Annotated in this window: 26 protein-coding genes and 1 tRNA gene; 21 read left to right on the top strand and 6 right to left on the bottom strand. The window is 73.0% G+C overall.

Annotated elements, in window-relative coordinates:
• Nucleotides 1-627 precede the first annotated feature (627 nt).
• Nucleotides 628-2,040 carry a DUF445 domain-containing protein gene (locus ACIQUT_RS19165; protein WP_403564205.1) on the top strand — a complete coding sequence of 471 codons (1,413 nt, stop codon included), beginning with the start codon at nucleotides 628-630 and terminating at the stop codon, nucleotides 2,038-2,040.
• Between the two features lie 410 nt (nucleotides 2,041-2,450).
• On the opposite strand, the gene ACIQUT_RS19160 is transcribed toward ACIQUT_RS19165, so the two are convergent.
• A complete protein-coding gene (locus tag ACIQUT_RS19160; RefSeq protein ID WP_403564096.1) occupies nucleotides 2,451-2,750 on the bottom strand; it encodes a hypothetical protein in 300 nt (99 codons plus the stop codon).
• Nucleotides 2,751-2,915: 165 nt separating this feature from the next.
• Entirely contained in the window at nucleotides 2,916-3,104 is a 189-nt protein-coding gene (locus tag ACIQUT_RS19155) for a hypothetical protein (protein WP_403564095.1), read from the bottom strand.
• Between the two features lie 158 nt (nucleotides 3,105-3,262).
• On the opposite strand from ACIQUT_RS19155, the gene ACIQUT_RS19150 reads away from it, so the two are divergent.
• The 3 genes from ACIQUT_RS19150 to ACIQUT_RS19140 all read left to right on the top strand — a co-directional run bounded on the left by ACIQUT_RS19150 (nucleotide 3,263) and on the right by ACIQUT_RS19140 (nucleotide 5,141).
• Entirely contained in the window at nucleotides 3,263-3,802 is a 540-nt protein-coding gene (locus ACIQUT_RS19150; protein WP_403564094.1) for a GNAT family N-acetyltransferase, read from the top strand.
• A gap of 345 nt (nucleotides 3,803-4,147) precedes the next feature.
• Nucleotides 4,148-4,651: a hypothetical protein gene (locus tag ACIQUT_RS19145; protein WP_403564093.1), complete on the top strand. Its 504-nt coding sequence runs from the start codon at nucleotides 4,148-4,150 to the stop codon at nucleotides 4,649-4,651.
• 31 nt (nucleotides 4,652-4,682) lie between these two features.
• On the top strand, nucleotides 4,683-5,141 hold the full coding sequence (locus tag ACIQUT_RS19140; protein WP_403564092.1) for a very short patch repair endonuclease: 459 nt from the start codon (nucleotides 4,683-4,685) through the stop codon (nucleotides 5,139-5,141).
• A gap of 9 nt (nucleotides 5,142-5,150) precedes the next feature.
• Here ACIQUT_RS19140 and ACIQUT_RS19135 read toward each other — a convergent pair whose 3' ends face one another.
• On the bottom strand, nucleotides 5,151-6,158 hold the full coding sequence (locus ACIQUT_RS19135) for an SEC-C metal-binding domain-containing protein (protein WP_403564091.1): 1,008 nt from the start codon (nucleotides 6,156-6,158) through the stop codon (nucleotides 5,151-5,153).
• 47 nt (nucleotides 6,159-6,205) lie between these two features.
• Here ACIQUT_RS19135 and ACIQUT_RS19130 point away from each other — a divergent pair, with 47 nt between their 5' ends.
• From ACIQUT_RS19130 to ACIQUT_RS19115, 4 genes are all read left to right on the top strand, one after another.
• Nucleotides 6,206-7,042, top strand: a complete 837-nt coding sequence (locus tag ACIQUT_RS19130) for a class E sortase (protein WP_403564090.1) — start codon at nucleotides 6,206-6,208, stop codon at nucleotides 7,040-7,042.
• 195 nt (nucleotides 7,043-7,237) lie between these two features.
• Nucleotides 7,238-7,501, top strand: a complete 264-nt coding sequence (locus tag ACIQUT_RS19125; protein WP_403564203.1) for a DUF6412 domain-containing protein — start codon at nucleotides 7,238-7,240, stop codon at nucleotides 7,499-7,501.
• A 156-nt stretch (nucleotides 7,502-7,657) separates the two neighbouring features.
• On the top strand, nucleotides 7,658-8,341 hold the full coding sequence (locus ACIQUT_RS19120) for a YidC/Oxa1 family membrane protein insertase (RefSeq protein WP_403564089.1): 684 nt from the start codon (nucleotides 7,658-7,660) through the stop codon (nucleotides 8,339-8,341).
• A gap of 173 nt (nucleotides 8,342-8,514) precedes the next feature.
• Complete coding sequence (locus ACIQUT_RS19115) at nucleotides 8,515-9,375, top strand: fumarylacetoacetate hydrolase family protein (RefSeq protein WP_403564088.1); 861 nt, start codon at nucleotides 8,515-8,517, stop codon at nucleotides 9,373-9,375.
• Nucleotides 9,376-9,499: 124 nt separating this feature from the next.
• Here ACIQUT_RS19115 and ACIQUT_RS19110 read toward each other — a convergent pair whose 3' ends face one another.
• Both ACIQUT_RS19110 and ACIQUT_RS19105 read right to left on the bottom strand, forming a co-directional pair.
• Entirely contained in the window at nucleotides 9,500-10,696 is a 1,197-nt protein-coding gene (locus ACIQUT_RS19110; protein WP_403564087.1) for an ALF repeat-containing protein, read from the bottom strand.
• Nucleotides 10,697-10,826: 130 nt separating this feature from the next.
• Entirely contained in the window at nucleotides 10,827-11,969 is a 1,143-nt protein-coding gene (locus tag ACIQUT_RS19105) for a Gfo/Idh/MocA family oxidoreductase (protein ID WP_403564086.1), read from the bottom strand.
• A 131-nt stretch (nucleotides 11,970-12,100) separates the two neighbouring features.
• Here ACIQUT_RS19105 and ACIQUT_RS19100 point away from each other — a divergent pair, with 131 nt between their 5' ends.
• The 13 genes from ACIQUT_RS19100 to ACIQUT_RS19040 all read left to right on the top strand — a co-directional run bounded on the left by ACIQUT_RS19100 (nucleotide 12,101) and on the right by ACIQUT_RS19040 (nucleotide 25,811).
• Nucleotides 12,101-13,243 carry an ROK family protein gene (locus ACIQUT_RS19100; RefSeq protein ID WP_403564085.1) on the top strand — a complete coding sequence of 381 codons (1,143 nt, stop codon included), beginning with the start codon at nucleotides 12,101-12,103 and terminating at the stop codon, nucleotides 13,241-13,243.
• A gap of 988 nt (nucleotides 13,244-14,231) precedes the next feature.
• Complete coding sequence (locus ACIQUT_RS19095; RefSeq protein ID WP_403564084.1) at nucleotides 14,232-14,765, top strand: hypothetical protein; 534 nt, start codon at nucleotides 14,232-14,234, stop codon at nucleotides 14,763-14,765.
• Nucleotides 14,766-14,846: 81 nt separating this feature from the next.
• Nucleotides 14,847-15,596 carry a GntR family transcriptional regulator gene (locus ACIQUT_RS19090; RefSeq protein ID WP_403564083.1) on the top strand — a complete coding sequence of 250 codons (750 nt, stop codon included), beginning with the start codon at nucleotides 14,847-14,849 and terminating at the stop codon, nucleotides 15,594-15,596.
• 129 nt (nucleotides 15,597-15,725) lie between these two features.
• The gene (locus ACIQUT_RS19085; RefSeq protein ID WP_403564082.1) at nucleotides 15,726-16,847 is read left to right on the top strand and encodes a TIGR03364 family FAD-dependent oxidoreductase; all 1,122 of its coding nucleotides are present in this window, start codon (nucleotides 15,726-15,728) and stop codon (nucleotides 16,845-16,847) included.
• The gene (locus tag ACIQUT_RS19080) at nucleotides 16,844-17,527 is read left to right on the top strand and encodes a phosphonatase-like hydrolase (protein ID WP_403564081.1); all 684 of its coding nucleotides are present in this window, start codon (nucleotides 16,844-16,846) and stop codon (nucleotides 17,525-17,527) included. The genes ACIQUT_RS19085 and ACIQUT_RS19080 overlap by 4 nt, the downstream gene beginning before the upstream one ends.
• Nucleotides 17,524-18,576 (top strand): ABC transporter ATP-binding protein, encoded by a 1,053-nt coding sequence (locus ACIQUT_RS19075; protein WP_403564080.1) that lies wholly within the window; start codon nucleotides 17,524-17,526, stop codon nucleotides 18,574-18,576. The genes ACIQUT_RS19080 and ACIQUT_RS19075 overlap by 4 nt, the downstream gene beginning before the upstream one ends.
• The gene (locus ACIQUT_RS19070; protein ID WP_403564079.1) at nucleotides 18,569-19,420 is read left to right on the top strand and encodes a 2-aminoethylphosphonate ABC transporter permease subunit; all 852 of its coding nucleotides are present in this window, start codon (nucleotides 18,569-18,571) and stop codon (nucleotides 19,418-19,420) included. The genes ACIQUT_RS19075 and ACIQUT_RS19070 overlap by 8 nt, the downstream gene beginning before the upstream one ends.
• Complete coding sequence (locus ACIQUT_RS19065; protein ID WP_403564078.1) at nucleotides 19,407-20,204, top strand: ABC transporter permease; 798 nt, start codon at nucleotides 19,407-19,409, stop codon at nucleotides 20,202-20,204. The genes ACIQUT_RS19070 and ACIQUT_RS19065 overlap by 14 nt, the downstream gene beginning before the upstream one ends.
• A 79-nt stretch (nucleotides 20,205-20,283) precedes the next feature.
• Nucleotides 20,284-21,375 carry a 2-aminoethylphosphonate ABC transporter substrate-binding protein gene (locus ACIQUT_RS19060; protein ID WP_403564077.1) on the top strand — a complete coding sequence of 364 codons (1,092 nt, stop codon included), beginning with the start codon at nucleotides 20,284-20,286 and terminating at the stop codon, nucleotides 21,373-21,375.
• A 226-nt stretch (nucleotides 21,376-21,601) separates the two neighbouring features.
• Nucleotides 21,602-23,146, top strand: a complete 1,545-nt coding sequence (locus tag ACIQUT_RS19055) for an alkaline phosphatase family protein (protein WP_403564076.1) — start codon at nucleotides 21,602-21,604, stop codon at nucleotides 23,144-23,146.
• Nucleotides 23,147-23,304: 158 nt separating this feature from the next.
• The gene (locus tag ACIQUT_RS19050) at nucleotides 23,305-24,084 is read left to right on the top strand and encodes an HAD-IIA family hydrolase (RefSeq protein ID WP_403564075.1); all 780 of its coding nucleotides are present in this window, start codon (nucleotides 23,305-23,307) and stop codon (nucleotides 24,082-24,084) included.
• 79 nt (nucleotides 24,085-24,163) lie between these two features.
• Complete coding sequence (locus ACIQUT_RS19045; protein ID WP_403564074.1) at nucleotides 24,164-25,042, top strand: hypothetical protein; 879 nt, start codon at nucleotides 24,164-24,166, stop codon at nucleotides 25,040-25,042.
• Between the two features lie 10 nt (nucleotides 25,043-25,052).
• A complete protein-coding gene (locus tag ACIQUT_RS19040) occupies nucleotides 25,053-25,811 on the top strand; it encodes a class F sortase (protein WP_403564073.1) in 759 nt (252 codons plus the stop codon).
• Between the two features lie 119 nt (nucleotides 25,812-25,930).
• On the opposite strand, the gene ACIQUT_RS19035 is transcribed toward ACIQUT_RS19040, so the two are convergent.
• Nucleotides 25,931-26,004: transfer RNA gene (locus ACIQUT_RS19035), tRNA-Lys, on the bottom strand.
• Between the last annotated feature and the right edge of the window lie 173 nt (nucleotides 26,005-26,177).

Raw genomic sequence — 26,177 nt, 5'->3', positions numbered from 1 at the left:
TCTCGGGCTCGCGGGGAGTCGGATGCTATGCAGACAAAACCGGCGCCCGGGGGAAGGCAGAAGCATGTGAACGACCGCACCGCACCCGAAGGCGACACCCCCGTCGACCCAACCCCGGCCCCCGACTCCGACCCGGCCCGTCCGGGCCCGGGGGCCGGCCCGGACGCCGGCCCGAACGTCGGCCCGGACGCCGGCAGGGGGGCCGGCCCGGACGCCGGCCCGGACGCCGGCCCGGACGCCGGCCCGGACGCCGGCCCGGACGCCGGCCCGGACGCCGGCCCGGACGCCGGCCCGGGGGCAGGCCGGCCGGGCTCGGGGGCCGATTCCGGTCCGGGAACCGGGTCTGACGCCGACCTCGGCGCAGACGCCCCCGCGCCGAGCGCCGTTCCCGGCTCTCGTGCCGGAGCCGGTACCGGCGCCCCTTCCGGCGCCACCCCCGGAAACGACCCTGGAACCACCCCCGGAACCACCCCTGGAGCCACCCCAGGAACCGACCCGGGGCATGGCGCAGACCCTTCGCCGGGAGCCGGCTCCGGGGGCGGCGCCGGAGGGGGCGCCCGCCCAGCGGTCGGCCCGCGGCCCGGAACGGGCTCCGGAACCGGCGCAGGGGCGCGCCCTGGCACGGCACTGGCCGTCGCCGGCGGCAGCGGCAGCGGAGGCAACCCTGGCGGCAGCGCAGGCGACCGGGGCGGCCGCGGAAGCGGCCGGAGCGGCGGCAGGAGCGACCTGGGCCGGGCCCGGGGCGGCGGGCCGGCGGCCCGCACACCCACCCTCAGCGGCTTCGTGTTCAGCGAGGCGGACGAGGAGCGCCGCCGCGGCGTACGCCGGATGAAGGCCACCGCCACCGGCCTGCTGCTCCTGGTCGCGCTGGTGTACGTACTCACCACCTGGGCGGAGCACACCGGCGCCGGCGCCTGGGTCGGCTACGTCCGGGCCGCCGCCGAGGCGGGAATGGTCGGCGCGCTCGCGGACTGGTTCGCGGTGACGGCGCTCTTCCGTCACCCGCTCGGCCTGCCCATCCCGCACACCGCGATCATCCCGACCAAGAAGGATCAGCTGGGCGCCACGCTCGGCGAGTTCGTCGGCGAGAACTTCCTCTCCCCGGACGTGGTCCGCGCCCGCCTGCACGCCCTCGGCATCGGCCGCCGGCTCGGGGCCTGGCTGGCCGAGCCCGCGCACGCCGACCGGGTCACGGCCGAGCTCGCCGCGGCGTTGCGCGGGGCCTTGACCGTACTGCGCGACTCCGACGTCCAGGCCGTCGTCGGGGAGGCCATCACGCGGCGCGCGGAGTCCGCCGAGATCGCGCCGGGCATCGGCAAGACCCTGGAGCGGGTCGTCGCGGACGGCGGCCACCACAGGGTCGTCGACCTGGTGTGCGCCAAGGCGCGCGACTGGCTGGTGACACACGGGGACTCGGTCATGGGTGCCGTCCAGGGCGGTGCGCCGGGCTGGACCCCGCGGTTCGTGGACCGCAAGGTCGGCGAGCGCGTGTACAAGGAGCTGCTGCGCTTCCTCACGGAGATGCGGGACATGCCGCACCACCCGGCGCGCGGGGCGGTGGACCGGTTCCTGACGGACTTTGCGGCCGACCTCCAGGCGGACACGGACACCCGGGCCCGGGTGGAGCGGCTGAAGGGCGAGATCCTGGAGCGGGAGGAGATCCAGGACGTGATCGCCTCCGCGTGGACGGCGATCCGGTCGCTGATCCTGGCGGCTGCGGAGGACGAGCGCAGCGAGCTGCGGCTGCGGGTGCGGGCGTCGCTGCTGTCGCTGGGGGCGAGGCTGGTCACGGACCAGCGGCTGCAGGACAAGGCGGAGGGGTGGATAGAGGGCGCGGTGGTGTACGTGGTGACCACCTACCGGGCCGAGATCACCTCGCTGATCACGGAGACCGTGGCCGGGTGGGACGCGGAGCAGACGACCCGGAAGATCGAGGCCCACATCGGCCGGGACCTCCAGTTCATCCGCATCAACGGCACGGTCGTCGGCGCCTTGGCGGGCCTCCTGATCCACACGACGTCCCGCGCCTTCGGCGCCTGACGCACCGCACCGCATCGCACCGCATCGCACCGCCGCGCCGGCACTGGACGGCCGCGTCTCCCGCCGCCCCCCACCGCCGCGGGGGGCGGCTCGGCCCCCTGCCCCTGCCTCCTGCCCGTGGTCCGGCCGTTGGCGGCGGTGCGCTCGGGACGCAGTCCCGTCCCCGTTCTCGGGTCGGGCCCGGCTGCCACTGCGGCACGTTCGGGGTACTGCTGTCCCGTCGGCGCATTCCGGGCCTGGCGCCCGCCGCATACGGGGACGGCCCACCCCTGCCCTCGGGATGGGCCGCCTGAGGAATCCCCGGAAGGCGGCTCGCTCCTGCCCCCCGGCTACCTCCCGGGTGCCGCCCCGTACCCGCGTGCTCGGCTTCGCCGGCCGCGGGGCGGGGGGCAAGCCCCCGGTCGCGGGGTTCAGCCGCGGTCGGCCACGGCCCAGGCGGTGGTGGCCACGACCGCGGTCGCGCCGAGCACGGCCGGCCATGCCCCGACCTTCTTCGCCAGCGGGTGCGCACCCGCGAAGCCGGCCAGGTACAGCGCCCCGAGCCCGGCCGCCGCGGGGACGCCGCCGCGCTTGTGCCACTCGCGTCCGGCCGCGATCCCGGCCGCGCCCAGGACGACACCGCCCAGCGGGCGCTTCTTGGTCCATCGGGCGACGGCGTAACCGCCGACCAGCCCGGCGGCCGCCACTGCGGAACTCGGTACCCGCGCCATCCCAACTCCCTCGTCAGTTCGTCGATTCCGTGTATCGGTGTGTGCGTCTGCGTGCGCCGTGCAGTCCCAGCTCGGGCTGCGGTGCCCGCGCCCCTGCACGCAGGCCCGTGATCGCACCCGCGCGCACGGCCCGTACACCCGTACGCCAGCGCCCGCCCTACGAGGCTAACGCGGCTGACGCGGCCGCTTCGGCACCCGGCGCGCGGCAGCCAACGCCCCGAGTACGAGCACGGCCCCGCCGATCACCGCATCCGGTACGGCCTCCTGCACGGCACGCGGCAGCAGAGCCACCACACCCAGCACGAGCAGGAAGGCGAGGGCGCACCGGCCGGCTGCCCGAAGCAGTCTGTCCACGGGCTGCTCAACGCTGCGGCCCGGTCCCCCGACACGGAGCCGTGGGAGGGGATTTGTCGCACACTCGCCGGATCCGTGCGATACGCGCCCAGAGATACCGGCCGGGCATACAGTCGCCCTCCCACCCCAATCGGGACGAAGAGAGAGGAGCGGACATCGTGATCTGCTACGGAGGGGCCGTCCTCGATCTCACGGACGAACTGGTCGACGCCTACGCCGAGGTGTTCTCGGCCCCGCCGTGGAACGAGGGTGCGGAAACCATTCGCCGGTTCGCGGCCCGGCTCCACGCCGACAGCCGGCGCCCCGGATTCCGTACGGCGATCGCCCAGTCCGCGGCAGGCGTCGACGGCTTCGCCACGGCCTGGCTCACCCCGGCCGCCTTCCCCTCCGACCGCGGGTACGCCCAGGTCGCCGCACAGCTCGGCCCGGACCGGGTGCGGGACCTCCTCGTGGGTGCGCTGGAGATCGACGAGCTCGCCGTACGCCCGTACGCGCGCGGCCGCGGCACCGGCCGCGCCCTGCTCGCCGAGGTCATCGCCGACGCCCCGGACCGGCGGGCCTGGCTGCTGACCTCCCGCCTGGCGGTGGACACGGTGGCCACGTACCGCCGCCTGGGCTGGCACGAGGTCACCGCCCTGCCGGGCACCCGCAGCACAGCCGTGGTCGTCTTCCTCTCCCCGGACCACCCGGGCCGCTAGAGCACCCGAGCCGGACGACACCGGGTCGGCCGACCCAGGGGTCCGGCTGCCCCGAGCGGGCATACGACGGCCTGATCAAACCGACCGCAGAACCGCGTCCCCGAGCACACGCCACCACCCCCGGCCACACCCACCACACCCCCCGGCACCCCTGCTCCGCAGGCAGCTCAACCTAGCCACCCGCCACCGGATAGACCGCCGGGGGTGTGCCGGCCTTCAGGCGGTAGGGAAGGTGGTTTCCCATGCAGCGTGGCAGGAGAAGCCGGATCGCCGCCAGGGTGATTCGGCGTCCACCGTCTACAGCGGACGATTCTGCTGCTCAAGGCGGAGAATCCCCGTGCTTCAGTGCGGGGAGGCGGAGGTCAACCGCAGGACCTGTACGCCGAACTCCGAACCGCCCGGCTCCTGCGCCGCCCGGCGATCCGCACCGCGGCGGCGGAACTCCTGGCCGGGGTCCGCTCCCCGGCCGAAGCCCGGGCCCGCGAGGCCCTCGCCGCGACGGACCCGGACTTCCCGGGCCCGCTGTGGAACGCCCGCCTCTACACCCCGGACGGCGCCTTCCTGGCCAGCCCGGACGCGTACTGGCCGGACGAAGGCGTGGCCCTGGAGATCGACTCGGCCGAGTACCACTACACCCGCGACGCCTGGCAGGCCACCCTCCGCCGCCGGCTCCGCCTGGAGTCCCACGGCATCCTGGTGATCAGTGCGACCCCGTCGATGATCCGCGACACCCCGCACGAGGTCACGAGGGCCCTCCGCACCCTCCTGACCCTGGCGGCCACCCGCCCCACCCCACCCACAGCCACAGCCCGCGGCCACCAACAGCTGGAGTTCCCCCTCGGGCACTGATCAGGCGGTCCCGGACATCGACAATGGAGGTGTGGAAAAACTCGAGACGACGGCCGGGGTACGCCGGCGCATGAGCCGCCAGAAGAGCCGCAACACCGGGGTCGAGGTCGCCCTGCGAAGGCTGTTGCATGCCGCCGGCCTGCGGTACCGGATCCACCGGCGCCCGGTGAAGGGGGTTCGCCGCGAGGCGGACATCGTGTTCGGCCCCGCCCGCGTCGCGGTGTTCGTCGACGGCTGCTTCTGGCACGGCTGCCCCGAGCATGCGACCTGGCCTCGCAACAACGCCGACTTCTGGCGGACGAAGATCGAAGGCAACCGAAGCAGGGACATCGACACGGACGCCCGTCTCGCGGAGGCGGGCTGGCTGTCCGTACGGATCTGGGAGCACGAGGACCCCATGGAGGCGGCGGAGCGGGTGAAGGCCACTGTGGCGGAGCGCCGCGCGCCGGCCCATGCCTGCGCGCGGACCGACCACGGCGAACGCGTCTGACTCCTCAGGTCACGCAGTGGGCGGTCGGCCGTGGCATTCGGCGTAGGGCTTGGTTGAGGTGCACCAGCAGGGGGCGTTCGGGGACGGGGGCCAAGGGGTGGCCTTGCCTCGGGCGGCCAGGGTCGTCGCGTACTCCGGGAGGAGGGACGGGGAGGCCGGGGAGGTCTTCTCCGACGCCGCGAAGGCCTCGTACGAGGGGACGCTGGCCGTGACGATGCCGAGGTTCGTCGTGCCCGAGGCGGCCAGGGCGCGCAGGGACGCCTCGATCCGGGTCAGGTGCGCCTCGTGCGAGGGGTACTCCGCCGCCAGGGTCGGGTAGCTGGTCAGGAGCTCGGCGAGCTCCCGCTGCGGCCAGTGCAGGATCGCCACCGGGAAGGGCCGGGACAGGGCGGCGCGGCGGTCGCCCAGCTCCGCGCGCAGGCGGGCGATCTCGGCGCGGAGCTCCGCCGGGTCGTCGGAGCCCAGGGCCCAGATGCGCTTCGGGTCGTGCAGCTCGTCCAGCGGGATCGGGCCGGCGTGGCGGGTGTCGGCGACCATGTCCCAGTCGTCGTGCGGGAGCCCGAGCAGGCGGCGTACGCGGTGCCGACCCGTCAGGAGGGCCGTGGTGGCCGGGGTCAGCGGGGCGGCGTCCGAGATGAGGAGGGTGGCCGCCTGGGTGAAGCACTCCTCCGAGTCGGTCAGCTCGTCGTGGGCCTCCAGGGCCTCCGCGATGACCTCCCAGGGCGCCGGGTCGGAGGGGGCCGCGGCGCGGATGCCCTGGATGAGGGCGCGGGCCTCGGGTTCGTGCCCGTACTCCCACAGGTTCGCGGCCTGCAGCGCCTTGACCAGGTGGACGTTGGCCGGCTTGCCGGCCAGGAGTTGGTCGTAGAGCGCGCTCGCCCGTTCTCGTTCGTCGGCCAGTTCGAGGTGGGCCGCGGCCTGGAGCAGCAGCGGCTCCTGGTCCTCGGGGTAGCGGGTCGCCGTGCGGATCAGGCGCTCGGCTTCGGCGATGTGCTCGGCAGGCGTGTCGGGGCGCATGGTTCACACCGTACTGCTGCTGGTCTGTTGGCGGGGGAGGTCTTAAGGTGCGCCCCGTGCGGGATCACGTGCGTGTGGTGGTGCACGGCCGGGGAGCCGGGTCCGGGCGGGCCGGTGTGCGGGGCCTGCTGTGGGTGACGGCCGAACTGGCCGTCACGGTGGGTGTGGTGGTGTTGCTGTTGGTCGTGCACCAGGTGTGGTGGACCAACCGGCTGGCCGCTGCCTCGGCGGAGCGGCAGGTCGCGGCGTTGCAGAGGGGGTGGGCGGGCGGGGGTTGGGGTGGTGAGTCCGGTTCCGGTTCTGGGTCCGGTTCTGGTCTTGGCCCTGGTCCTGGTTCGTCTGGGGGGTCTGCTGGGGAGTCTGCTTCTTCGGGTTCGGGTTCCGGGTTGCCGTTGCCGTTGCCGTCTGGGGCCGGTTCCGGTGGTTCTGCTGGTGAGCCGGGGCCTTCTTCCGCGTACGGGGTGCTGCGGATTCCGCGGCTCGGTGTTGCCGTGCCCATCGCGCAGGGGGTCGACAAGCGGACCGTGCTCGACAAGGGGTACGCCGGCCACTACCCCGGGACCGCCCAGCCCGGCGCCGAGGGAAACTTCGCGCTGGCCGGGCACCGCAACACGCACGGCGAGCCGTTCCGCTACATCAACCGGCTGCGGGCCGGGGACAAGCTGACCGTCGAGGTGCAGGGGCGTACGTTTGCGTACGTCGTGCGCAAGACGTTGGCCGAGACGAGCGAGCGCGACGTCGGGGTGATCGCGCCCGTGCCGCGGAGTACGGTCCGGCCCGAGTACGGGTTCGGCGAGCCTGGCGCGTACATCACGCTCACCACGTGCACGCCGGAGTACTCCTCCAAGTACCGTCTCGTGGTGTGGGGGACGCTCGTGCGGTGACCCGCCGGTCAAGTGGACTGGCTGGCGTGGGCGTTGTCGGTGGGGGCGGTTAGTATCGGGGGAGCGGAAAGGGGGCGGGGTTCAGTGGACGAGCAGGGTGGGAAGCGCTGGGTTTCTTCCCGGGTTTCCTCCTGGGGTGGCTCCTGGGCCGGTTCCCTCGTTGGTGCTGCCGTTTCGCGGCTGGCGCCGCTGCTGCTGGCTGCGGGAGCCCTCTGGCTGTTCGCCGGGGAGAGCGGGCCGGGTGCCGTCGTGGTCGCCCTCGCGGCCACCGCCGCTGCCGTCACCGTAGGGGCTGCAGCGCTGGTGGCGCGGCTCGTACGGCCTGTTCCGCCGCACCGCATACGCACCGCGATCCGTGATCGCGAGCAGCGCACGGCGTTCCTGCCACAGCGTGATCCCGATGCCTCGGGCCGGTCGCGGCCCAGGGCGCCCGGCCGTCTTGCCCTGACGGCCGCGTAGGGGCGCGCAGCTTCACTGGCTTCCCTTTTCTTTCGCTCGTGATTCGATTCGATTCGAGTCGTATCGAGTCGAGTTGTGCTGTGCGTCCCTCGTGGGTCGTCGCGCCGAAACGCATGTCTGTTTTCGACGTTTGACGAGACCCCTCGGAGGGCCCGCGTGTCCGTTTTCACTGATCTTGTTGTCGAGCTGGGTCGGCTCTTGGAGCCGGTGCTGGCCGAATCTGCGACCGCTGCCGCGATCGTGCTGTTCACCGTCCTCGTACGGCTTGCCCTGCACCCGCTGAGCAGGGCTGCCTTCAAGGGCGCCACCCCGGCGGCCGGGTGCCTGCCCGTGCTGCTGCAGCTGCCGGTGTTCTTCCTCATGTACCAGGCCTTCACCTCGTCCGGTGAACTGCTGGACCATCGGCTGCTCGCGGCCCCGCTGAGCGCGCGGTGGGGCGATGCGCTCGGGGCCGGGGGTGTGTTCGGGGCGCAGGGGCTGGTGTTTCTTGCACTGTTCGCGGTCATCGCGGTGGTGGCCGCGTGGAGTGTGGTGCGGGCCCGGCGGACTGCCGTCGGGCTGGTGGGGGTTGGGGCTGCGGCTGCGGCTGCGGCTGGTTCTGGGGTTGGGGTTGGGGGTGGTTCCGGGGCCGGGGCCGTCGAGCTGAGTGCGGAGCAGCAGGAGATGCTGCGGCGGGTGGGTCGCGTGCTGCCGCTGCTGTCGTTCGGGACGCTGATCACCGCCGCCGTGGTGCCGCTGGCCGCCGGGCTGTACCTGGCGACCACCACCGCCTGGTCCGTCGCCGAGCGGGCCTGGCTCCAGTACCGCAAGGAGCGGCTGGAGGCGGTGGGCGGGGCGTAGGGCGCCCTCAAGTCGACGGCCTGGAGGAGGGGCTGGCGTTCCAGTACGTGAACAGGGTCTTGCGGATGGGGCGACGGTCTTGGAGGATCGGCCAATCCTCCGATGGCCGCACCCCATCGTCCGGCCCGGGGCACGCCCATGGGCCGACCACCTTCGACCACGGGAGAATGCCCATGAAGCTGCTGCGTGTCGGACCGATCGGGGCGGAGCGCCCCGCACTGCTCGACCAGGACGGGTCGCTGCGCGACCTGTCCAGACTGATCACGGATGTGGACGGCGCCCTGCTCGCCGACGACTCCGTGCTGTCCCGGGTACGGGAGGCGGCGGCGTCCGGAGAGCTCCTCCCGGCCCTGGAGGCGGAGGGGCTGCGGATTGGCGCGCCGGTCGGCCGTATCGGCAAGATCGTGGGCATCGGGCTGAACTACTTCGGGCACGCCGCCGAGATCGGCGCCGAGCCGCCGGCCGAGCCGATTCTGTTCCTCAAGGCCGCGGACACCGTGGCCGGGCCGGACGACACCGTCCTGATCCCGCGGGGCAGCGTGAAGACGGACTGGGAGGCCGAGTTGGGTGTCGTCGTCGGCAGCACGGCCCGCTACCTGTCCTCCGCCGAGGAGGGACTCGCCCATGTGGGCGGGTACGTGCTGGTGAACGACGTCTCGGAGCGCGAGTTCCAGATCGAGCGCGGCGGTACCTGGGACAAGGGCAAGAACTGCGAGACCTTCACCCCGATCGGCCCGTGGCTGGTGACCGCCGACGAGATCCCGGACCCGCAGGTGCTGGACGTGAGGCTGTGGGTCAACGGGGAGCTCAAGCAGGACGGCAACACCGCCGACCAGATCTTCCCGGTCGGTGAGGTCGTGCGGTACCTGAGCCAGTTCATGACCCTCTACCCAGGCGATGTCATCGTCACCGGCACGCCGGCCGGCGTCGCCATGGGCCGGCCGGAGCCGAAGCCGTATCTGCGGGCCGGCGATGTCGTGGAGCTGGAGATCGAGCGGCTGGGGCGGCAGCGGCAGGTGTTCAAGGGCGCGTAGGGCGCGTTGTGGGTGCCGGTGGGTGCCGGTGGGTGCCGGTGGGTGGGGTGGGATTTGGGACGGAGCCCCGGCCGGGCGCAGCGGGGTGGGCTGTTCAGGGCACCCCGCTGCGTTCGTGCGCTGCTCAGCCCTTGGTCGCCGCGCGGCGGCGGCGTCCGGCGTAGAGCAGGCCCGAACCCGCGCCGAGCGCGGCTGCGCCTGCCCCCGCCGCCACGGCCAGCTGTGCGTTGGCGCCCGTGCTGGCCAGCGGGCCGGAGCTGCCGGGCGCGGTCGCCTTGTTGGCGGTGCCGGTACCGGTGCCGGTGCCGTTTTCGGAGCCGGCGTCCGACGCGGACTTGGTGGTGGAGTCCTTGCCGCCGTTCTTGGTGGTGTTCTCGTCGCCGTCCTTGGCGCCCTTGTTGTCGGCGGCCTTGTCCTTGGCGCGGGCGGCGTGCTGCCCGTTCTTGAGGAACTCGATGCGGTCCGCGGGCGTTCCCTTGAGGGCGGCGAGCGCGGCCTTCTTCAGTTCCGGTCCGGCGCCCTTCACCATCGCCGAGATCAGGACGGCGTTGTCGTCGTCGCGCAGCGTGTGCTGCGTCGTCGTGATGAACGTACGCAGTTCGGCCGGGGTCGGGTTCTTCTCGAGGAGCTTGGTGATCCCCTCCTTCAGGCCCGGCCCGGCGTCCTTCAGCATGCCCTGCAGCGCGACCCGGTCGTCCTCGGCGCGGGCCTTGTGCTGGCCGGTCTGGACGAACTCGCGCACCTCCTCGCGCGTCCCGCTGCTCAGCAGCTTGTTCACCGCCTCGGTGACCGCCTTGCCGGCGCCGGGGAGCATGCGCGTCAGCTCCGCCTTGTCGTCCTCGAAGCGGGCGACGTGCTGCCCGTTCCGCAGGAACTCGGTGAGCGCCTCGCGCGTGTTCACGGCCATGGCGGCGTCGCCGGCCTTCCGCACGGCCGGGCCGCCGGCCTCGGTGATCTGCGCGACCAGCGCGCGGTCGTCCGAGAGCTGCTGCTTGGCCCACTCGACGTCGAGGAACTTCCGCATGTCCTCGGCGCTCCCCTTGAGCGCCTTGTCTGCGGCCTCGCGTACGCCCGGCCCGGTCGCCGGGTCGGCCAGGATCGCCTGGATCGCGGCCCGGTCCTTGGCTGCCTGCGGGCCCTCGCCCGGCTTGCCCTGCTGCTGCCCGTTGTTCACCGGGTCCGTGTCGGGGACGGTCGGAGCCGCCGGCTTGGCGACCGTCACGGCAGCGGATGCTCCGGCGGCGAAAGCCGTCGAGGCCAGCAGGACGGCCGGGGCGATCGCGGCCGTGGCGACGGCCGACGCGATCCGGGACAGCTTCACGAGGCGAGTCCATTCTTCACAAGTGTGATGATCGTCGGAATGTGAAGGATAGGTTGTTCGGCTCGGGAGCAGCGTTCGGTAGTCGTGTTGTGGGCAGGTTGGGACCTAAGTCTCAGAGTTCGACCGTGTCTCAGAGTTCGACCGTTACGCCGTCTCGGGACGAGACGCGAGCAGCCTCCAGTACCGCCAGGCAGTGCGCCGCCTCGTGGGCCGTGACCGGAGCCGGCCCGCCGTTGCGCAGTGCGGACGCCACCGCCGCGTAGTACGCCGGGTAGTTGCCCGGCAGGGTCGGGACCGGGGTGCCACCGCCGGTCAGCGGGGACTCGCCGGAGCCCAGGCGGCCCCACAGGTGCTCGGGCTCCTCACCCCACGGGGTGCCGTCGCCCGGCCGGTGCCCGTCGCGCAGTGCCGCCTCCTGCGGGTCGAGGCCGTACTTCACGTAGCCGGCCCGGGAGCCGAGCACGCGGAAGCGCGGGCCGAGTTGGGCTGTGGTCGCGCTGACGTAGAGGTGCGAGCGGATGTTGTTGGTGTGGGTGATGGCGATGAAGGTGTCGTCGTCGGTCTCGGCGCCCGGGCGGCGCACGTCGGTCTCCGCGTACACGCGCGCGGCCGGGCCGAAGAGGACGAGGGCCTGGTCGACGACATGGCTGCCGAGGTCGTACAGCAGGCCGCCGATCTCCTCCGGCGCGCCGGACTCGCGCCAGCCGCCCTTGAGCTGCGGGCGCCACCGCTCGAAGCGGGACTCGAAGCGCTGGATCTCGCCGAGCTCGCCGGAGGCGAGGAGGCGGCGGAGGGTGAGGAAGTCGTTGTCCCAGCGGCGGTTCTGGAAGACGGAGAGGAACGTTCCGGTCCGGTCGGCGAGCTCGGCGAGTTCGCGGGCCTCGGCGGCGGTCGCGGCGAGCGGCTTGTCCACGACGACCGGGATGCCGGCGTTCAGCGCGGCTGCGGCAAGGGGGACGTGGGTCTTGTTCGGGGACGCGATCACCACCAGGTCCGGGGAGGCCGCGGGAGCCTGGGGGTCCCACAGGGCTTCGGGCGAGGTGGCGATGCGGACGTCCGGGTACGCCTCGCGCGCCTGGGCCTGGCGGCCGGGGTCGGAGGTGACGACGGTGTCGAGGACGAGGCCGTCGGTGGCGGCGACCAGGGGGGCGTGGAAGACGGATCCGGCGAGACCGTAGCCGATGACGGCTACGCGGAGGGGGTGGGTGGGGGAGGGGGTGGAGGTGTTGGTGGGTGTGGGGGTGGGGGTGGAAGAGGGGGGTGTGGGGTTCATGGCGTCCACTTTGGCAACAGTGTTGCTTAAGTGCAAGGACGGTGGACAATGGGCGGGTGGAGTGGGGTAGCAGGGGCAGTCATGGTGGCGGCGGGGGCCGGGTTGGTGCGGGCGGCGTGAATCTGCCGGCGTTGCGCGGGCACAACGATGCCCTCGTGCTGGCCTTGCTGCGCGGAGCCGGAGCCGGAGCCGGAGCCGAGGGCGGGGGCGGGGTCGCGGGGCTGGGGCGGGCTGACCTTGCCGTGCGTACGGGGCTCACCCCGCAGGCCGTCAGCAAGATCACGGCGCGGCTGCGGGCGGAGGGGCTCGTCGCCGAGGCCGGCCGGGGTGCATCCACCGGCGGCAAGCCGCGGACCCTGCTGCGGCTGGTGGCGGAGGCCCGGCACGCCGTCGGCGTACACGCGGACCGCGACGAGCTGCAGGCGGTACGGGTCGACCTGGCGGGCCGGGTCGTGGACCGGTGCAGTGGCCCCCTGGACTTCGGGGCCGGTCCCGATGCGGTGGTGGAGGCGGTCGTACGGGCGGTGGGGCGGGTTTCCGGGGCGTCGGGAGGCCCGTCGCAGTTGCTCGGGGTGGGGGTTGCCGCGCCGGGGCCGCTTGATTGGCGGGCCGGGGTGATGGGGCGGGTGACCGGATATCCGGAGTGGGAGGGATTCCCGCTGCGGCAGGCGGTGGTGGAGGGGCTGGGGCCCGACGCGCCGCCGGTGGTGGTGGACAAGGACACCAATGCGGGGGCTGCGGTTCCCTGGGCGGGTGGGGGGCCGGGTTCGGAGCCGGGTTCGGGTTCGGAGCCGGGGCTCGGGCAGGGCGGGCACGGGGTGGTTGGTTCCGGGACCTCGCTGTATCTGCACCTGGGCAGTGGTCTTGGTGCGGGGCTGCGGCTGGACGGCGAGGTGTACCGCGGGGCGCGCTCGGCGGCGGGGGAGTTCGGGCACCAGGTGCTGAGCCTGGACGGCCCGCCCTGCCGGTGTGGCGGGCGGGGCTGCGCGGAGGTGCTGTGCCTGGCGGCGGTCGCGCGCGGGGACCTGCCGGAGGCGGCCCGGATTCTGGGCGAGGGCGCCGCGAACGTGGTGGCTTTGCTCGACGCCGATCGGGTGTGGCTCGGGGGACGCGTGGTGGATTCCGCCCCGGAGGTGTTCGCGGCGGGAGTCCGCCGGGTCCTGCAGGCGCGCAGCCTCGGCGGCACCGCGCCGGAGGTCGGCGTTGCCGCGGGCGGAGTGGCGGAGGGGGCGGCGGAGCTGGCCCTGGCACCGTTCTTCGGGCGGCGGGGGTGAGTCGGCGGCTGGGGGTTGGGGGGCTGGGGGATGGGGGCTGGCGGGGGCCAGGTCGGGCCGGGGCTGCGGTGAGCGGGATCGCCTTGGTCGGGGGTGTGGCGTGCCGGGGGTTTCCCGGCCGCCCATTGTCCTTCCGGTGCGGGCCGGCCTGTAAAGGGCGCTCCTCCTTCGTCGTCGCGTCGCTGAAGCGATGGCCTTCGGCCACCCTTGACAGACCGACCCGCCCCGGAATGCCAACAGACAGCCGGGAAGCCCCGGAGGAACGGCCAGGGGGACACGATCCAGATGCGGCTCTGTCGGAGACGCGGCGGGTTGGGTGCCGTTGACGGGGGGCGGGCCTTTCGGGGGTGAGGGAGTCGGGCGGTGGCCAGGGCGGGCCGCCGGTGGCCTGGTGGTGGCCCCCGCGAGTGGCCCCCGCGAGTGGCCCCCGCGAGTGGTCCGGGGCCTGGCGCTGTTTGCCGGCGGCCCGGCGGCCCGGCGGCCCGGTGGCCCGGTGGCCCGCCGGCCCGGCGGCCCGGTGGCCCGGGGCCTGGTGGCCCGGTGGCCCGGGGCCTGGTGGCCCGCCGGCCCGCCGGCCCGGGGCCTGGTGGTTAGCCCTGGCTGGGCCGATCAGGCGTAATGCCGGGGTGTGTGGGCGCGGCTGCGGTGGGGGTGTCGCGCGCGCGTGGCAGGGTGCGGGCAGGCCGTGGTGATTGTCGCCTCGTCCGACCGTCAGTCCGTCCGGCGAGCAGCGAAGCGAAGGTCTGCCATGCGGAAGCGAAGGTCTGCCATGCGACTGCGCAAAGCCCTTGCTCTCTCCGTCGTCCTGGTTGCCGTCGCCGCCCCGACCGCGGGCGCCGACATCGGCACCGGTGGTGGCGCGCGGCCCGCGCCTGCGCCCGCGCTGCCGTCCCGGGCGCAGGCGACCTGTGGGGACGGGAAGAGCAGTGCTTTCCCCATCGGGGCCCGGATCCGTGGGGGTCCGGCCGTGTATCGGACCGGTGGCGGGGTGCAGAGCTGGTTCCTGGACCTGACGAACACCACCGGCAGTGAGTGCACCGCCATCCATCCCGTCGTGGTGTTCACGGACGAGGCGCGTGCGCTGCATCCGGAGCATGTGCGGATGGAGTTCGAGGCCCCGGGCGGGACGTTCCCGGTCAGTCTGGAGCGGAGTGATCGGGACGAGATCGTTGCCGTGTTCGATGGGGGGTCGGCGTTTCCCGGGTTTGCCGTGGGGGCTGGTGGCTCGCTGACCGTGCGGGTGTTCTTGGCGTTCGCGTCCGATGCTCCCGCCGGGGACGTGGTGGTCGATGCGGCGCTCGTGCAGCGCCGGGCCGATGACGGCGACTGGGTGGGTGAGGTGGGCGGCTATCGGTTCTCCGTCGAGTCGGGGGACGTTGTCGAGGCGGCCGGGTCCCTCGCGCACACCGGGCCCCGCGATCGGGCGTACGGGGCCGGGGTGGCGGCTGCCGTGGTGGCGGTGGGCGGCGGGTTGGTGGTGGCGGGGCGTCGGCTGCGGCGGGCGGGTGGTTCCGTGCGGTGACGGTGCGCGTCACCGTGTGCGGCGTGGGCTCGGGCGTCGGTGCGGGGCGTTGGGGACACCTGGGTTGCGTACAGTCCGAGGGTGGAAGAACACCGTCCTGGCTCGCCCGTGCGTTCCGGTATTCCGGAGCACGGCCGCATTCCCAAGTACTACGTCGTCAAGGCCCGGGTCGCCGGGCTCCTCGACGATCTCGGCGAAGGCGGGCTGCTGCCCACCGAGCGTGATCTCGCCGAGCGCTACGTGGTGTCCCGGGAGACCGTGCGCCAAGCCCTGCGCGAGCTGCTGCTCGAAGGTCGGATCCGGCGCTCCGGCCGCGGCACGGTCGTGGCCGGGCCCAAGCTGGAGCAGCCGCTGTCGCTGGCGAGTTACACCGAGGGCGTGCGGCGCCAGGGCCGGCGGCCCGGCCGCAATCTGATCGGGCTCGAACAGTTCGCCTGTCCGCCCGATCTGGCTGCCGGGATCGGCGCCGAGCCCGGTGAGGCCGTGTGGCATCTGGAGCGTGTGCTGCTGGCCGATGACGAGCGGGTGGGGTTGGAGAGCACCTACATCCGGGTGGCTCGGGCGCCGCGGCTGGACAGGGACTTCCTGCCGGATTCGTCCTTCTACGGGTATCTGCGTGAGCGGCTCGGGATTGCGTTCGGGGATGCCGACGAGAAGGTGGAGACGGTGCTTGCGACGCCGAGGGAGGCGCTGCTGATCGGTACGCCGCCTGCGCTGCCGATGCTGCTCATCCACCGGTTCTCGCGGGATCAGGACGGGCGGCCGCTGGAGCGGGTGCGTTCGCTGTACCGGGGGGATCGGTTCAGCTTTACGACGCATTTGCGTGCTTAGGGGGGGTGTAGCGGGCGGCCAGGTTGGTCACGGGGTGGTAACGGGTCTGGTCCGATGGACTGGGGGTGTTCACCGGTTCGTCGTCGGCGGGACCCCGGAGGTCCATGCTCCGCACCCACCGTGGTCGGCGTGAGAGTCATAGTCGTCGGAGGCGGCGTGGTCGGCACCATGCACGCCTGGCAAGCAGTCGAACGCGGCCACGAGGTCGTCCACATCGAGCGGGAGGCCGAGGCCCGCGGCGCGTCCCTGCGCAACTTCGGCCAGATCTGGGTCAGCGGGCGGGCCGGGGGCGAGGAGCTCGACACCGCCCTGCGGGCCCGCGAGCTGTGGGAGGAGATCGGCGCCCGGGTGCCCGGCCTGGGCTTCCGGGCCAACGGCTCGCTGACGCCGGTGCGGAACGCGGCCGAGTACGCCGTCGCCGAGGCGGCCGCGGCCCGGCCGGATGCCGCCGCCCGCGGCTACCGGCTGGTCACCGCCCGGGAGGCGCGGGAGATCAACCCCGCGCTGCGCGGCGGCTTCGAAGCCGCCCTCTGGTGCGAGCGGGACGCCGCCGTCGAGCCGCGTACCGCGCAGGTGCATCTGCGGGAGGCGCTGCTGGGGAGCGGGCGGTACACGTGGCTGCCGGGGCGGGAGGTGCGCGAGGTCGTCGGGACCGCGAGCGTCCGGGACGACCACGGTGACGTGCATCGCGGCGATGCCGTGGTGCTGGCCACCGGGGCCTGGCTGTCCGGGCTGGTGCGGGAGTTGGCGCCCGAGCTGCCGGTGCGGCGGGTCCGGCTGCAGATGATGCAGACCGATCCCTTGGGGGAGGTTCTTACGACGTCTGTTGCCGATGGCGACAGTTTTCGGTACTACCCGGCCTACAGGGGGGCTGCTCTTGATGCGCTGAATGCGGCGCAGGCCCAGGATCCGGTGGCGGCCGCGCACAGGATGCAGCTGCTGATGGTCCAGCGCCGGGACGGCGGCCTGACCATCGGCGACACCCACGAGTACGAGCACCCCTTCGCCTTCGACACCGTCGAGGAGCCGTACGAGCACCTGGTGAAGGTCGTCGAGTCCTTCCTGGGGCGCCCGCTGCCGAGGATCCGCCACCGCTGGGCCGGGGTGTACGCGCAGTGCACCGACACCTCGCGGGTCGTCCACCGTGAGCAGGTCCGCGACGGGGTGTGGCTCGTGACCGGGCCCGGCGGGCGGGGGATGACCTGCTCGCCCGCCATCGCCGAGACATCCGCCGACGGGATGGGCTGGTGACCCCCGTGGATCTTGTTGTTCTGGACATGGCCGGTACCACCGTGGCCGACGGCGGCCTCGTCGAGCGGGCCTTCGGGCGCGCCGCCGAACGCCTCGGCGTGGAGCCCGGCTCCGCTGATTTCGAGACCGGGCTCCGGTACGTCCGCGACACCATGGGCGAGTCGAAGATCTCCGTGTTCCGGGCGCTCTTCGGTACGGAGGAGCGTGCCCGGCAGGCCAACTCCGTGTTCGAGGAGGCGTACGCCGAGCTCGTCGACGGCGGCCTCGTCGCGCCGCTGCCCGGTGCCCGCGAGGCCGTCGAGAAGCTGCGTGAGGGCGGGCGGACCGTCGTGCTGACCACCGGCTTCGCACGGGTCACGCAGGACGCCATCCTCGACGCGCTCGGGTGGCAGGGGCTCGCCGACCTCACCCTCTGCCCCGCGGATGCGGGCGGCCGCGGACGGCCCTACCCCGACATGGTGCTGACCGCGTTCCTGCGGACCGGCGCCGTCGACGACGTACGGGACGTCGTGGTTGCCGGCGACACCGCGTACGACATGCTCAGCGGCCGCCGGGCCGGCGCCGGGATCGTGGCCGGCGTGCTGACCGGCGCCCACGACCGCGCCGTGCTGACGGAGAACGGCGCCACTCACGTCCTCGGGTCCGTCGCCGAGTTGCCCGGTCTGCTGGAGGGGGCGTGAGCGGCATTCGTTTCGAGTCGGTCAGTGTCGCCTACGGCGGCAGTACCGTTCTGGACCGGCTCGACCTGACCGTGGAGCCGGGCGAGGTCATGGCCCTGCTCGGACCCTCCGGCTCGGGCAAGACCACGGCGCTGCGCGCGGTCGCCGGCTTCGTGCGCCCGGCATCCGGCCGGGTCATGATCGGCGGCCGGGACGTCACCGCACTGCCGCCGTACAAGCGCGGCATCGGCATGGTCGTCCAGCAGTACGCGCTCTTCCCGCACCTGCGGGTCGAGGAGAACGTCGCCTTCGGGCTGAAGGCGCAGAAGACCCCGCGGGCCGAGATCCCCGGCCGGGTCGCCGAGGCCCTGGAGATGACCGGGATGGCCGCCTACGCCAAGCGGCACCCCCGCGAGCTGTCGGGCGGGCAGCAGCAGCGCGTCGCGATCGCCCGCGCCCTCGCCATCCGGCCCGGGGTGCTGCTGCTCGACGAGCCGCTGTCCGCGCTCGACGCCCGGCTGCGCTCCGGGATGCTCGCCGAACTGGCCCGCCTCCACCGCGAACTGCCCGACGTGTCGATGCTGTACGTCACCCACGACCAGGTCGAGGCACTCACCCTCGCCGACCGCATCGCCGTCATGGACCGGTCGCGGCTGCAGGACTGCGGCACCCCGCAGGAGCTGTACCGGTCCCCGCGCACCGAGTTCACCGCCTCCTTCGTCGGCAACGCCAACCTGCTGCCGGTGACGGTCGCCGACTCCGGGGCGGTCTTCGCCGGCCGGAAGCTGCAACTGGACCGCGGGCGCGCGGTGCCGGGCGCGCGGGCGACCCTGTGCCTACGGCCGCACCTGATCGGGCTCGGCGACGCCGGCCCCAACACCCTGAACGGCACCATCACCGAGGTGCAGTGGCGGGGCTCGACGCACCGGCTGTACGTCGACGTGGACGGCCACCGGGTCACCGCGGACCTGCCCGAGCTGCACGAGACCCCGGCGCTCGGGGACCGGGTGACCCTGCACTTCGCGCCGCGGGACGCGGTGCTGCTGGCAGCGGGGGTGGGCGATGGGTGAGACTGCCGCGTCCGCTGCCGCGGGGCGCCGGCTGCCGCGCGGGCTGTGGGCGCTGCCGCCCGTGGCCGTGCTCGCGCCGGCCTTCCTGTACCCCCTCGCGCTGGTCGTCCGGGAGTCCTTCAGCCCCGAGAACGGCGGGGCCTTCGCCGCCTACGGGTCCGTGTTCGCCTCCCGCTCCTTCCGGGAGGCGCTCGGGACCACGGTGTGGCTGGCCGCCGGCGCCACGGTCGGGTGCCTGGTGCTCGGGTTCGTGCTCGCGCTGGTCATCGCCTTCGTTCCGTTTCCGGGGGCGCGGGCCGTCGCCAGGTTCATCGACGTCTTCCTTTCCTTCCCTTCGTTCCTCATCACCCTGGCCCTGCTCTTCATCTACGGGTCGGTCGGGCTCGCCAACGGGCTGTGGAGCGATGTGTTCGGGGTCGCCGAGGGGCCGTTCCGCTTCCTGGCCACCCCGTGGGGCGTACTCCTCGCGGAGATCACGTACTTCACGCCCTTCGTGATGCGCCCGCTGCTCGCCGCCTTCTCGCAGCTCGACACCGCACAGCTGGAGGCGGCCTCCTCGCTCGGCGCGCGGCCCGCCCGGATCGTCCGCCGGGTGATCCTCCCCGAGGCCCTTCCGGCGCTCGCCGCCGGCGGCAGCCTCGTGCTGGTCATGTGCCTCAACGAATTCGGGATCGTCCTGTTCACCGGGGCCAAGGACGTCACCACGCTGCCGATGCTCGTCTACGGCAAGGCGATCCTCGAAGCCGACTACCCGGCCGCCTGCGCCGTGGCCGTCGTCAACGTCGCCGTCTCCGTCGGCCTGTTCGGCCTCTACCGGGTGGTGAGCAAGCGTGCTGGTGCATAGCCGGACCGGCCGCTGGGCCGCCTGGGCCGTCTTCGGCCTCCTCTTCCTGCCCGTCTTCGCGCTGCCGCTGCTCGTCGTGGTGGCCGCGTCCTTCGCCACCCACTGGTCCGGGGCCCTGCCCTCCGGCCCGACCACCGGGAACTACGCCGCCGCCGTGCGCGGCGAATCCCTCCAGGCGCTGACCACCTCGCTCGTCACCGCGCTCGCCGCGAGCCTGCTCGCGCTGACCGTCGGGACCTGGGCCGCGCTGGCCGCGGCCGGGCTGAAGCGGCGCGGGAAGCGGTTCCTGGACGCCCTGTTCGTGCTGCCGGTCGCCGTCCCGTCGGTGGTCGTCGGGCTGGCCGTCCTCGTCGCGTTCAGCCGGCCGCCGCTGCTGCTCAACGGCACGTCCTCGATCGTCGTCCTGGCGCACACGATCCTTGTCACGGCGTTCGCCTACCAGTCGGTTTCGGCTGCGATCGTCCGTCTCGACCCCGCGTACGAGCAGGCTGCCGCCTCCCTGGGCGCCCGTCCCGCGTACGTGCTGTGGCGGGTCAGGCTCCCCCTCCTGCTGCCGTCCCTCACGGCGGCCGCCGGACTCTGCTTCGCCCTCTCCATGGGCGAGTTGAGCGCCACGATGATGCTCTACCCGCCGGACTGGACACCCCTCCCGGTCCGGATCTTCGCCGCCACCGACCGCGGCTCCCTCTTCAGCGGCTCCGCCGTCGCCGTGGTCCTGATGGCCGCGACCCTGCTGGTCCTCCTGGCCGTCTCCCGCATCCGCACCAAGGCCGCCTACCGCTGACCCGGCCGGCCGGCCGCCTGCCTGCCTGCCTGCTCCCCGCCCCTTCATGCTCTTCTTCCTCTTCCGTTAAGGAACCGCCATGTCCGGACACCGCATGCCCCTGCGTACCGTCGCCGCCGTCACCGGAAGCCTCGCCCTCGCCGCCGGCCTCACCGCCTGCGCCGGCACCGACGCGTCCTCCTCCTCCGGTTCCTCCGGCGGCGACGGCGCGAAGACCGTGACCGTCTACAGCGCCGACGGCCTCAAGAGCGACAAGGGCGACGGCTGGTACGACCGGGTCTTCGCCGACTTCACGAAGAAGACCGGCATCGAGGTCAAGTACGTCGAGGGCGGCTCCGGCGAGATGGTGCAGCGCGCCGTCCGCGAGAAGGCCAACACCCAGGCGGACGTGCTGATCACGCTGCCGCCGTTCATCCAGCAGGCGGCCGGCAAGGGCCTGCTCCAGCCGTACCGCCCGCAGGGCTCCGACAAGGTCAACGGCGCGGACAAGGCGACCGACGGCATGTGGACGTCGGTCGTGAACAACTACTTCGGCTTCGTCTACAACAAGAAGGAGGTCGAAACGGCCCCGAAGACCTGGGAGGAGCTCCTCGACGGGAAGTTCAAGGGCAAGCTGCAGTACTCCACGCCCGGCGTCGCGGGCGACGGCACGGCCGTCCTCATCAAGTCGATGCACGACTTCGGCGGCAAGGAGCCGGCGATGGAATACCTGAAGAAGCTCCAGGCCAACAACGTCGGCCCGTCCTCCTCCACCAGCAAGCTCGCGCCGAAGACCGACAAGGGCGAGCTGCTCGTCGCCAACGGCGACGTCCAGATGAACTTCGCACAGTCCAAGTCCATGCCGAACCTGGGCATCTGGTTCCCGGCCAAGGACGGCGGCAAGCCCACCACCTTCGCCCTGCCGTACGCGGCCGGGCTGGTGCAGAAGGCGCCGCACTCCGAGAACGGCAGGAAGCTGCTGGACCACCTGCTCGGCGAGGAGGCCCAGAGGCTGGTCAGCGAGGTCGGCGGCGGCTTCCCGGCCCGCACCGACGTCAAGCCGACCGACGCCAACGCCGTCGAGCTGACGAAGCTGATGACCGGTGTCGAGGTGTTCGAGCCGGACTGGGCCGACATCGACAAGAACCTCACGGCCTACGTCGACGCGTGGAAGTCGGCAACCGGAAGCTGACCGGTTGCCTTCCGGTCACCTCGGACCGGAATCGTGCAGCCTGCATAACGCCTGCATAACGGGTCTGGATCGAAGGTCACCGTCCCTGACGGTCCGGACCCGGCGCATGGACGCCCGTACGCCGCACCCACCCCATCCGTACGGCAGTACCGCTGCTTTCCCCCGCTTCCCCCGCACGGCAAGCACCGCTCACACGCGCCCACACGACGAACTCCCGGAGGAGTACGTGTCCACTGTCCTGCCCGGACGCGCCCTTGCCACGGCGACCACCGCCACAGCCACGGCCACCGCCATCGTCCTGCTCGCCACCGCCCTCGGCGCGCACACCGCGGCGGCCGCGCCGGCCGCCGCCACCACCGGCAAGGTCCTGGTCATCGGCCTCGACGGGGTGGTCCTCGACCGCGTGAAGGCCGCCAACGCCCCGTACCTGAACGGCCTGATGGCCCAGGGCCTCACCGCCCGCAGCAGCCTGTACGCCAACCCGATGGCCGCCACCTCCTCCGGCCCAGGCTGGTCCACCATCGCCACCGGCGTCTGGCCCGACAAGCACGGCGTGAAGGACAACTCCTTCACCGGCAAGAACTACACGGCCCACCCGGACTTCCTCACCCGCATCGAGAACACCAAGCCCTCGCTCAACACCTACGCGGCCGCCGACTGGGAGCCCATCACCTCCACCGACCAGAACGGCCCGATCTTCTCCGCCAAGGTCGACAAGCGCCTCAGCCTCAAGGGCGACCGCGACGGCTACACCAACGAAGACCCGAAGATCGCCGCCGCGGCCGCCGCCGAACTGCGCGACCAGAGCCCCGACGCCGCCTTCGTCTACCTCGGCCAGGTCGACTCCGCCGGGCACTCCTACGGTGCCGCGAGCCAGCAGTACCTCGACGCCGTCGCCCGCGTCGACGTCCTCGTCGGCCGGCTGCTGAACGCGGTCGCGGCCCGCCCGACGTACGACCGGGAGAACTGGAAGATCCTCGTCACCACCGACCACGGCCACACGAGCACCGGCGGCCACGGCAGCTCCTCCGCCGCCGAGCGCGGCACCTTCGTCATCGCCAAGGGCGCGGGCATCCCCGCCGGTTCGGTACGCGACGACGTGAAGCTCGCCGACGTCGCGGCGACCGCCCTCGCCCACGTCGGCGCCGCGGCCGGAACCGCCGTCGACGGCATCCCGCTCGGCGCCCCGGACGACAGCGACCCGTTCGACACCCTGCGCCCCAACCTCCGGGCCCGCGTGGACGAGACGGGCATCCCGGCGGGCGTGAAGGGCTTCACGCACACCCCGCCGGCCGGCTGGTCCGTCGACAACTCCCGGATGGGCTCGGGCGGTGTCACCGAGTGGGCCGGATGGGCCTTCGCCACCGACGAGTTCTGGAGCCAGTCGCAGCGCGACCAGTGGCGCGAGCTGAACGTCCGCTCCCGCGACGTCTTCGCCGTCGCCGACTCCGACGAGTGGGACGACAAGGCCCACACCGGCAGCTTCGACTCCACCCTGATCACCCCGGCCTGGCCGGTGGCCGGCGGCACCACGCGCACCCTCGGCTATCAGACGCACTACCGCCACGAGGCCGGACAGACCGCCCAGGTCCTGGTCTCCTACAACGGAGGCACCCCGACCGCCGTCAAGGACCACACCGCCGACGCGATCGCCAAGGCCGAGTCCCTGACCCTGCAGATCCCGGCCGGCGCCACGAACGTACAGATCCGCTTCCGGTACACCGGCAGCAACAACTGGTACTGGACGGTGGACAACGTCAAGCTCGGCTGACCCCGGCCTACGCCGGCCGCCCCCCGGCGACCTCCCGGATGTCCGGGCTGTGGACGACCGGCACGTCCACGGCCCGGCCCCGATAGGGTGACACGGACCACACTTTCGGGTCAGTGGTCACAGGTCATACCGGGCCACCGAGAGCGGAGAACAATCCCGTGGCAGAGCGCAAGCCGATCGAGTCCTGGCTCACCGACATGGACGGGGTCCTCATCCACGAGGGCACCCCGATCCCCGGCGCCGATGCCTTCATCAAGCGGCTGCGCGAATCCGGCAAGCCCTTCCTCGTCCTGACCAACAACTCGATCTACACCCCGCGCGACCTCCAGGCCCGCCTGAGCCGCATGGGCCTCGACGTGCCCGTCGAGAACATCTGGACCTCGGCGCTGGCCACCGCGAAGTTCCTCGACGACCAGCGCCCCGGCGGCACGGCGTACGTCATCGGCGAGGCGGGCCTGACCACCGCCCTGCACGACATCGGCTACATCCTGACCGACCACGACCCCGACTACGTCGTCCTGGGCGAGACCCGGACCTACAGCTTCGAGGCGATGACGAAGGCGGTCCGGCTGATCAACACCGGCGCCCGCTTCATCTGCACCAACCCCGACGAGACCGGCCCCTCCACCGAGGGCCCGCTGCCCGCCACCGGCGCCGTCGCCGCCCTGATCACCAAGGCGACCGGCAAGCAGCCGTACTTCGCGGGCAAGCCGAACCCGCTGATGATGCGGACCGGCCTGAACGCCATCGGCGCGCATTCCGAGAGCAGCGCGATGATCGGCGACCGGATGGACACCGACGTCCTGGCCGGCCTGGAGGCAGGCATGCAGACCTTCCTCGTGCTGACCGGCCTGACCACGGTCGAGGACACCGAGAAGTTCCCGTACCGGCCGACCCGGACGGTGAACTCCATCGCTGACCTGGTCGATCTTGTCTGAGCCGATCGGCGCAACGGCGTGTCGCTCCGGATGCGGAGCGGCACGCCGCACGTGAACCTCCTTGATGAGGAGGTTCACCATGCGCAGTGCTCTGATCGCTCTCCGCGTCGGCGGGGTGGCCGCAGCCCTGGCGGCGTTCACCGCCGTCGCCGCCGGCCCGGCCGTGTCCGTGCCCGCCGCCCTCTTCGCGGGCGAGGAGGACCGCGGGGGCGTCTCGGTCGATCCGCACCGGGCCGCGCCGGGGGCGCAGGCCAAGCTGCGGGTCCGCGGCTGTGACGCCCGCTGGGCGACCGCCAAGTCCTCCGTCTTCGTGGCCGAGGTCCACCTGTCCTCCGGCCGCGACGGCGACGGGACGCTGCGCGGCGACGCGATGATCAGCTCGCGCGCCGAACCGGGCCGGCACGACATCCGGGTCCGGTGCGACAACTCCGACCTGTCCGGATCCGTCGAGGTCGTGCGCCGCGGCAGCAACGGGCAGGAGTACGGGCAGGAGCAGGGGAAGGATTCGGCTGCCGAGGACCACGCCAAGGACCACGCCAAGGACTCGGCGGCCAAGGATCCCGCCAAGGACCACGGCCAGGGCGACCGGGACGAAGGCCGGGACAAGGACCGGGACGAGGGCCGGGACAAGGACCGGGACAAGGACCAGGACGAAGGCCGGGAGGAGGGCCGGGACGAGGGTCGGGAGCGCCCGGACCCCCACCGGTCGCCGGTCGGCCCGGTCCACGCCGGGGGCGGCGGCATGGCCGCGGAGCTCGCGGAGACGGCCCGGACCGCGGAGCGGGCCGACGGGGCCGGCGGGGATCGGGCCACTGCCACCGTCGCCGCGAAGAAGGACCACGGGGACGACGGCCCCGGCCTGCCGCACACCGTGATCGGCGCCGTGCTCGCCGCCGCGGCCACCCTGGCCGTCGCGGGCCGGGCCCTCGCCCTGCGCCGCCGCCGCAGCGGCGAGTGAGGCCGCGCCGGTGAGCGGCGCGGACGAGCCGGGATCGTCCTCGACCGGGCGGCTGCTGACCTTCGCCGCCTGGACGGTGCTGGTGCTCGGCCTGTGGCTGTGGGGCCGGGAGATCACCGGCATGCCGGCGCTGCCGGGGACCGCCCGGGCGGGCGGGCCCGCGTACCCGGTGCCGGGCCTGCCGGTCGCGCACGCCCCGCTGGCCGCGTCCCTGCCGGTGCGGGTCGACGTGCCGTCGCTGGGCGTCCAGGCCCCGGTGGTCCCGCGCGGCCTGGACGCCGGGGGCGCGATCGACCCGCCCCCGTACGACCGGCCCGGCGCGGTGGGCTGGTGGCAGGCGGGCGCGAAGCCGGGCGAGGCGGGGGCCGCGCTGCTGGTCGGGCACGTGGACACCGCGTCCCGGCCGGCGGTCTTCTACGGGCTGAGTTCGGCGCAGCCGGGCGGCAAGGTCCGCGTGGTCCGGGCCGACGGCTCGGTCGCCGAGTTCACCATCGAGGACGTCCGGGTGTACGAGCGCACGCACTTCGACCCGGACAAGGCGTACGGCCGGCGGATCGCGGGCCGGGCGGAGCTGCGGCTGGTGACCTGCGGGGGCACGTACGACAAGGCGGCCAAGGAGTACACGGCGAACGTGGTCGTCTCGGCCTACCTGACGGGCAAGGCGGCGGACACGGACGCGGACGCGGACACCGGTAGGGGCGCGGCCGCGGCGACACCGCCCGCGGGGGCTCCGGCCCGGGCCCCGGTCGGACCGCCGGCGGCACCTTAGTCAGGGCCGGAGGAGGGATCGATCGGCCGACACGATGAACATCGGCCGACACGAGGAACACAGGAACACGACGAAGAAGCCCCTCGCAGTTCTCACTGCGAGGGGCTTCCTCTTGTCGGTGCGCCGCCAGGGACTCGAACCCCGGACCCGCTGATTAAGAGTCAGCTGCTCTAACCAACTGAGCTAGCGGCGCCTGCTGACAGAGAAAACTCTACCCCACATTCGGGGGTGCCCATGACCAGCCGCGCCCACCTTGTCCGATTAGCCCATGTTTAAGGGGTTTATCGTGCACGATATGTCTGGGTGCGGCCGAATCTGATGCCCCGACAGATATGCGGCTGCCCGAAAAGTGGACGAGCAGGGGAG

Source organism: Streptomyces sp. NPDC090445 (assembly GCF_044769385.1).
Classification (GTDB): domain Bacteria; phylum Actinomycetota; class Actinomycetes; order Streptomycetales; family Streptomycetaceae; genus Streptomyces.
The sequence above is the reverse complement of the archived record's forward strand: the minus strand, read 5'-3'. Positions and strand labels throughout refer to the sequence as shown.

Excerpts from the sequence above, each read along its gene's own strand:
- ACIQUT_RS19060 (WP_403564077.1), top strand. The coding sequence starts at position 20,284 with ATGTCCGGACACCGCATGCCCCTGCGTACCGTCGCCGCCGTCACCGGA.
- ACIQUT_RS19105 (WP_403564086.1), bottom strand. The coding sequence starts at position 11,969 with ATGAACCCCACACCCCCCTCTTCCACCCCCACCCCCACACCCACCAAC.
- ACIQUT_RS19160 (WP_403564096.1), bottom strand. The coding sequence starts at position 2,750 with ATGGCGCGGGTACCGAGTTCCGCAGTGGCGGCCGCCGGGCTGGTCGGC.
- ACIQUT_RS19045 (WP_403564074.1), top strand. The coding sequence starts at position 24,164 with ATGCGCAGTGCTCTGATCGCTCTCCGCGTCGGCGGGGTGGCCGCAGCC.
- ACIQUT_RS19115 (WP_403564088.1), top strand. The coding sequence starts at position 8,515 with ATGAAGCTGCTGCGTGTCGGACCGATCGGGGCGGAGCGCCCCGCACTG.
- ACIQUT_RS19070 (WP_403564079.1), top strand. The coding sequence starts at position 18,569 with ATGGGTGAGACTGCCGCGTCCGCTGCCGCGGGGCGCCGGCTGCCGCGC.
- ACIQUT_RS19135 (WP_403564091.1), bottom strand. The coding sequence starts at position 6,158 with ATGCGCCCCGACACGCCTGCCGAGCACATCGCCGAAGCCGAGCGCCTG.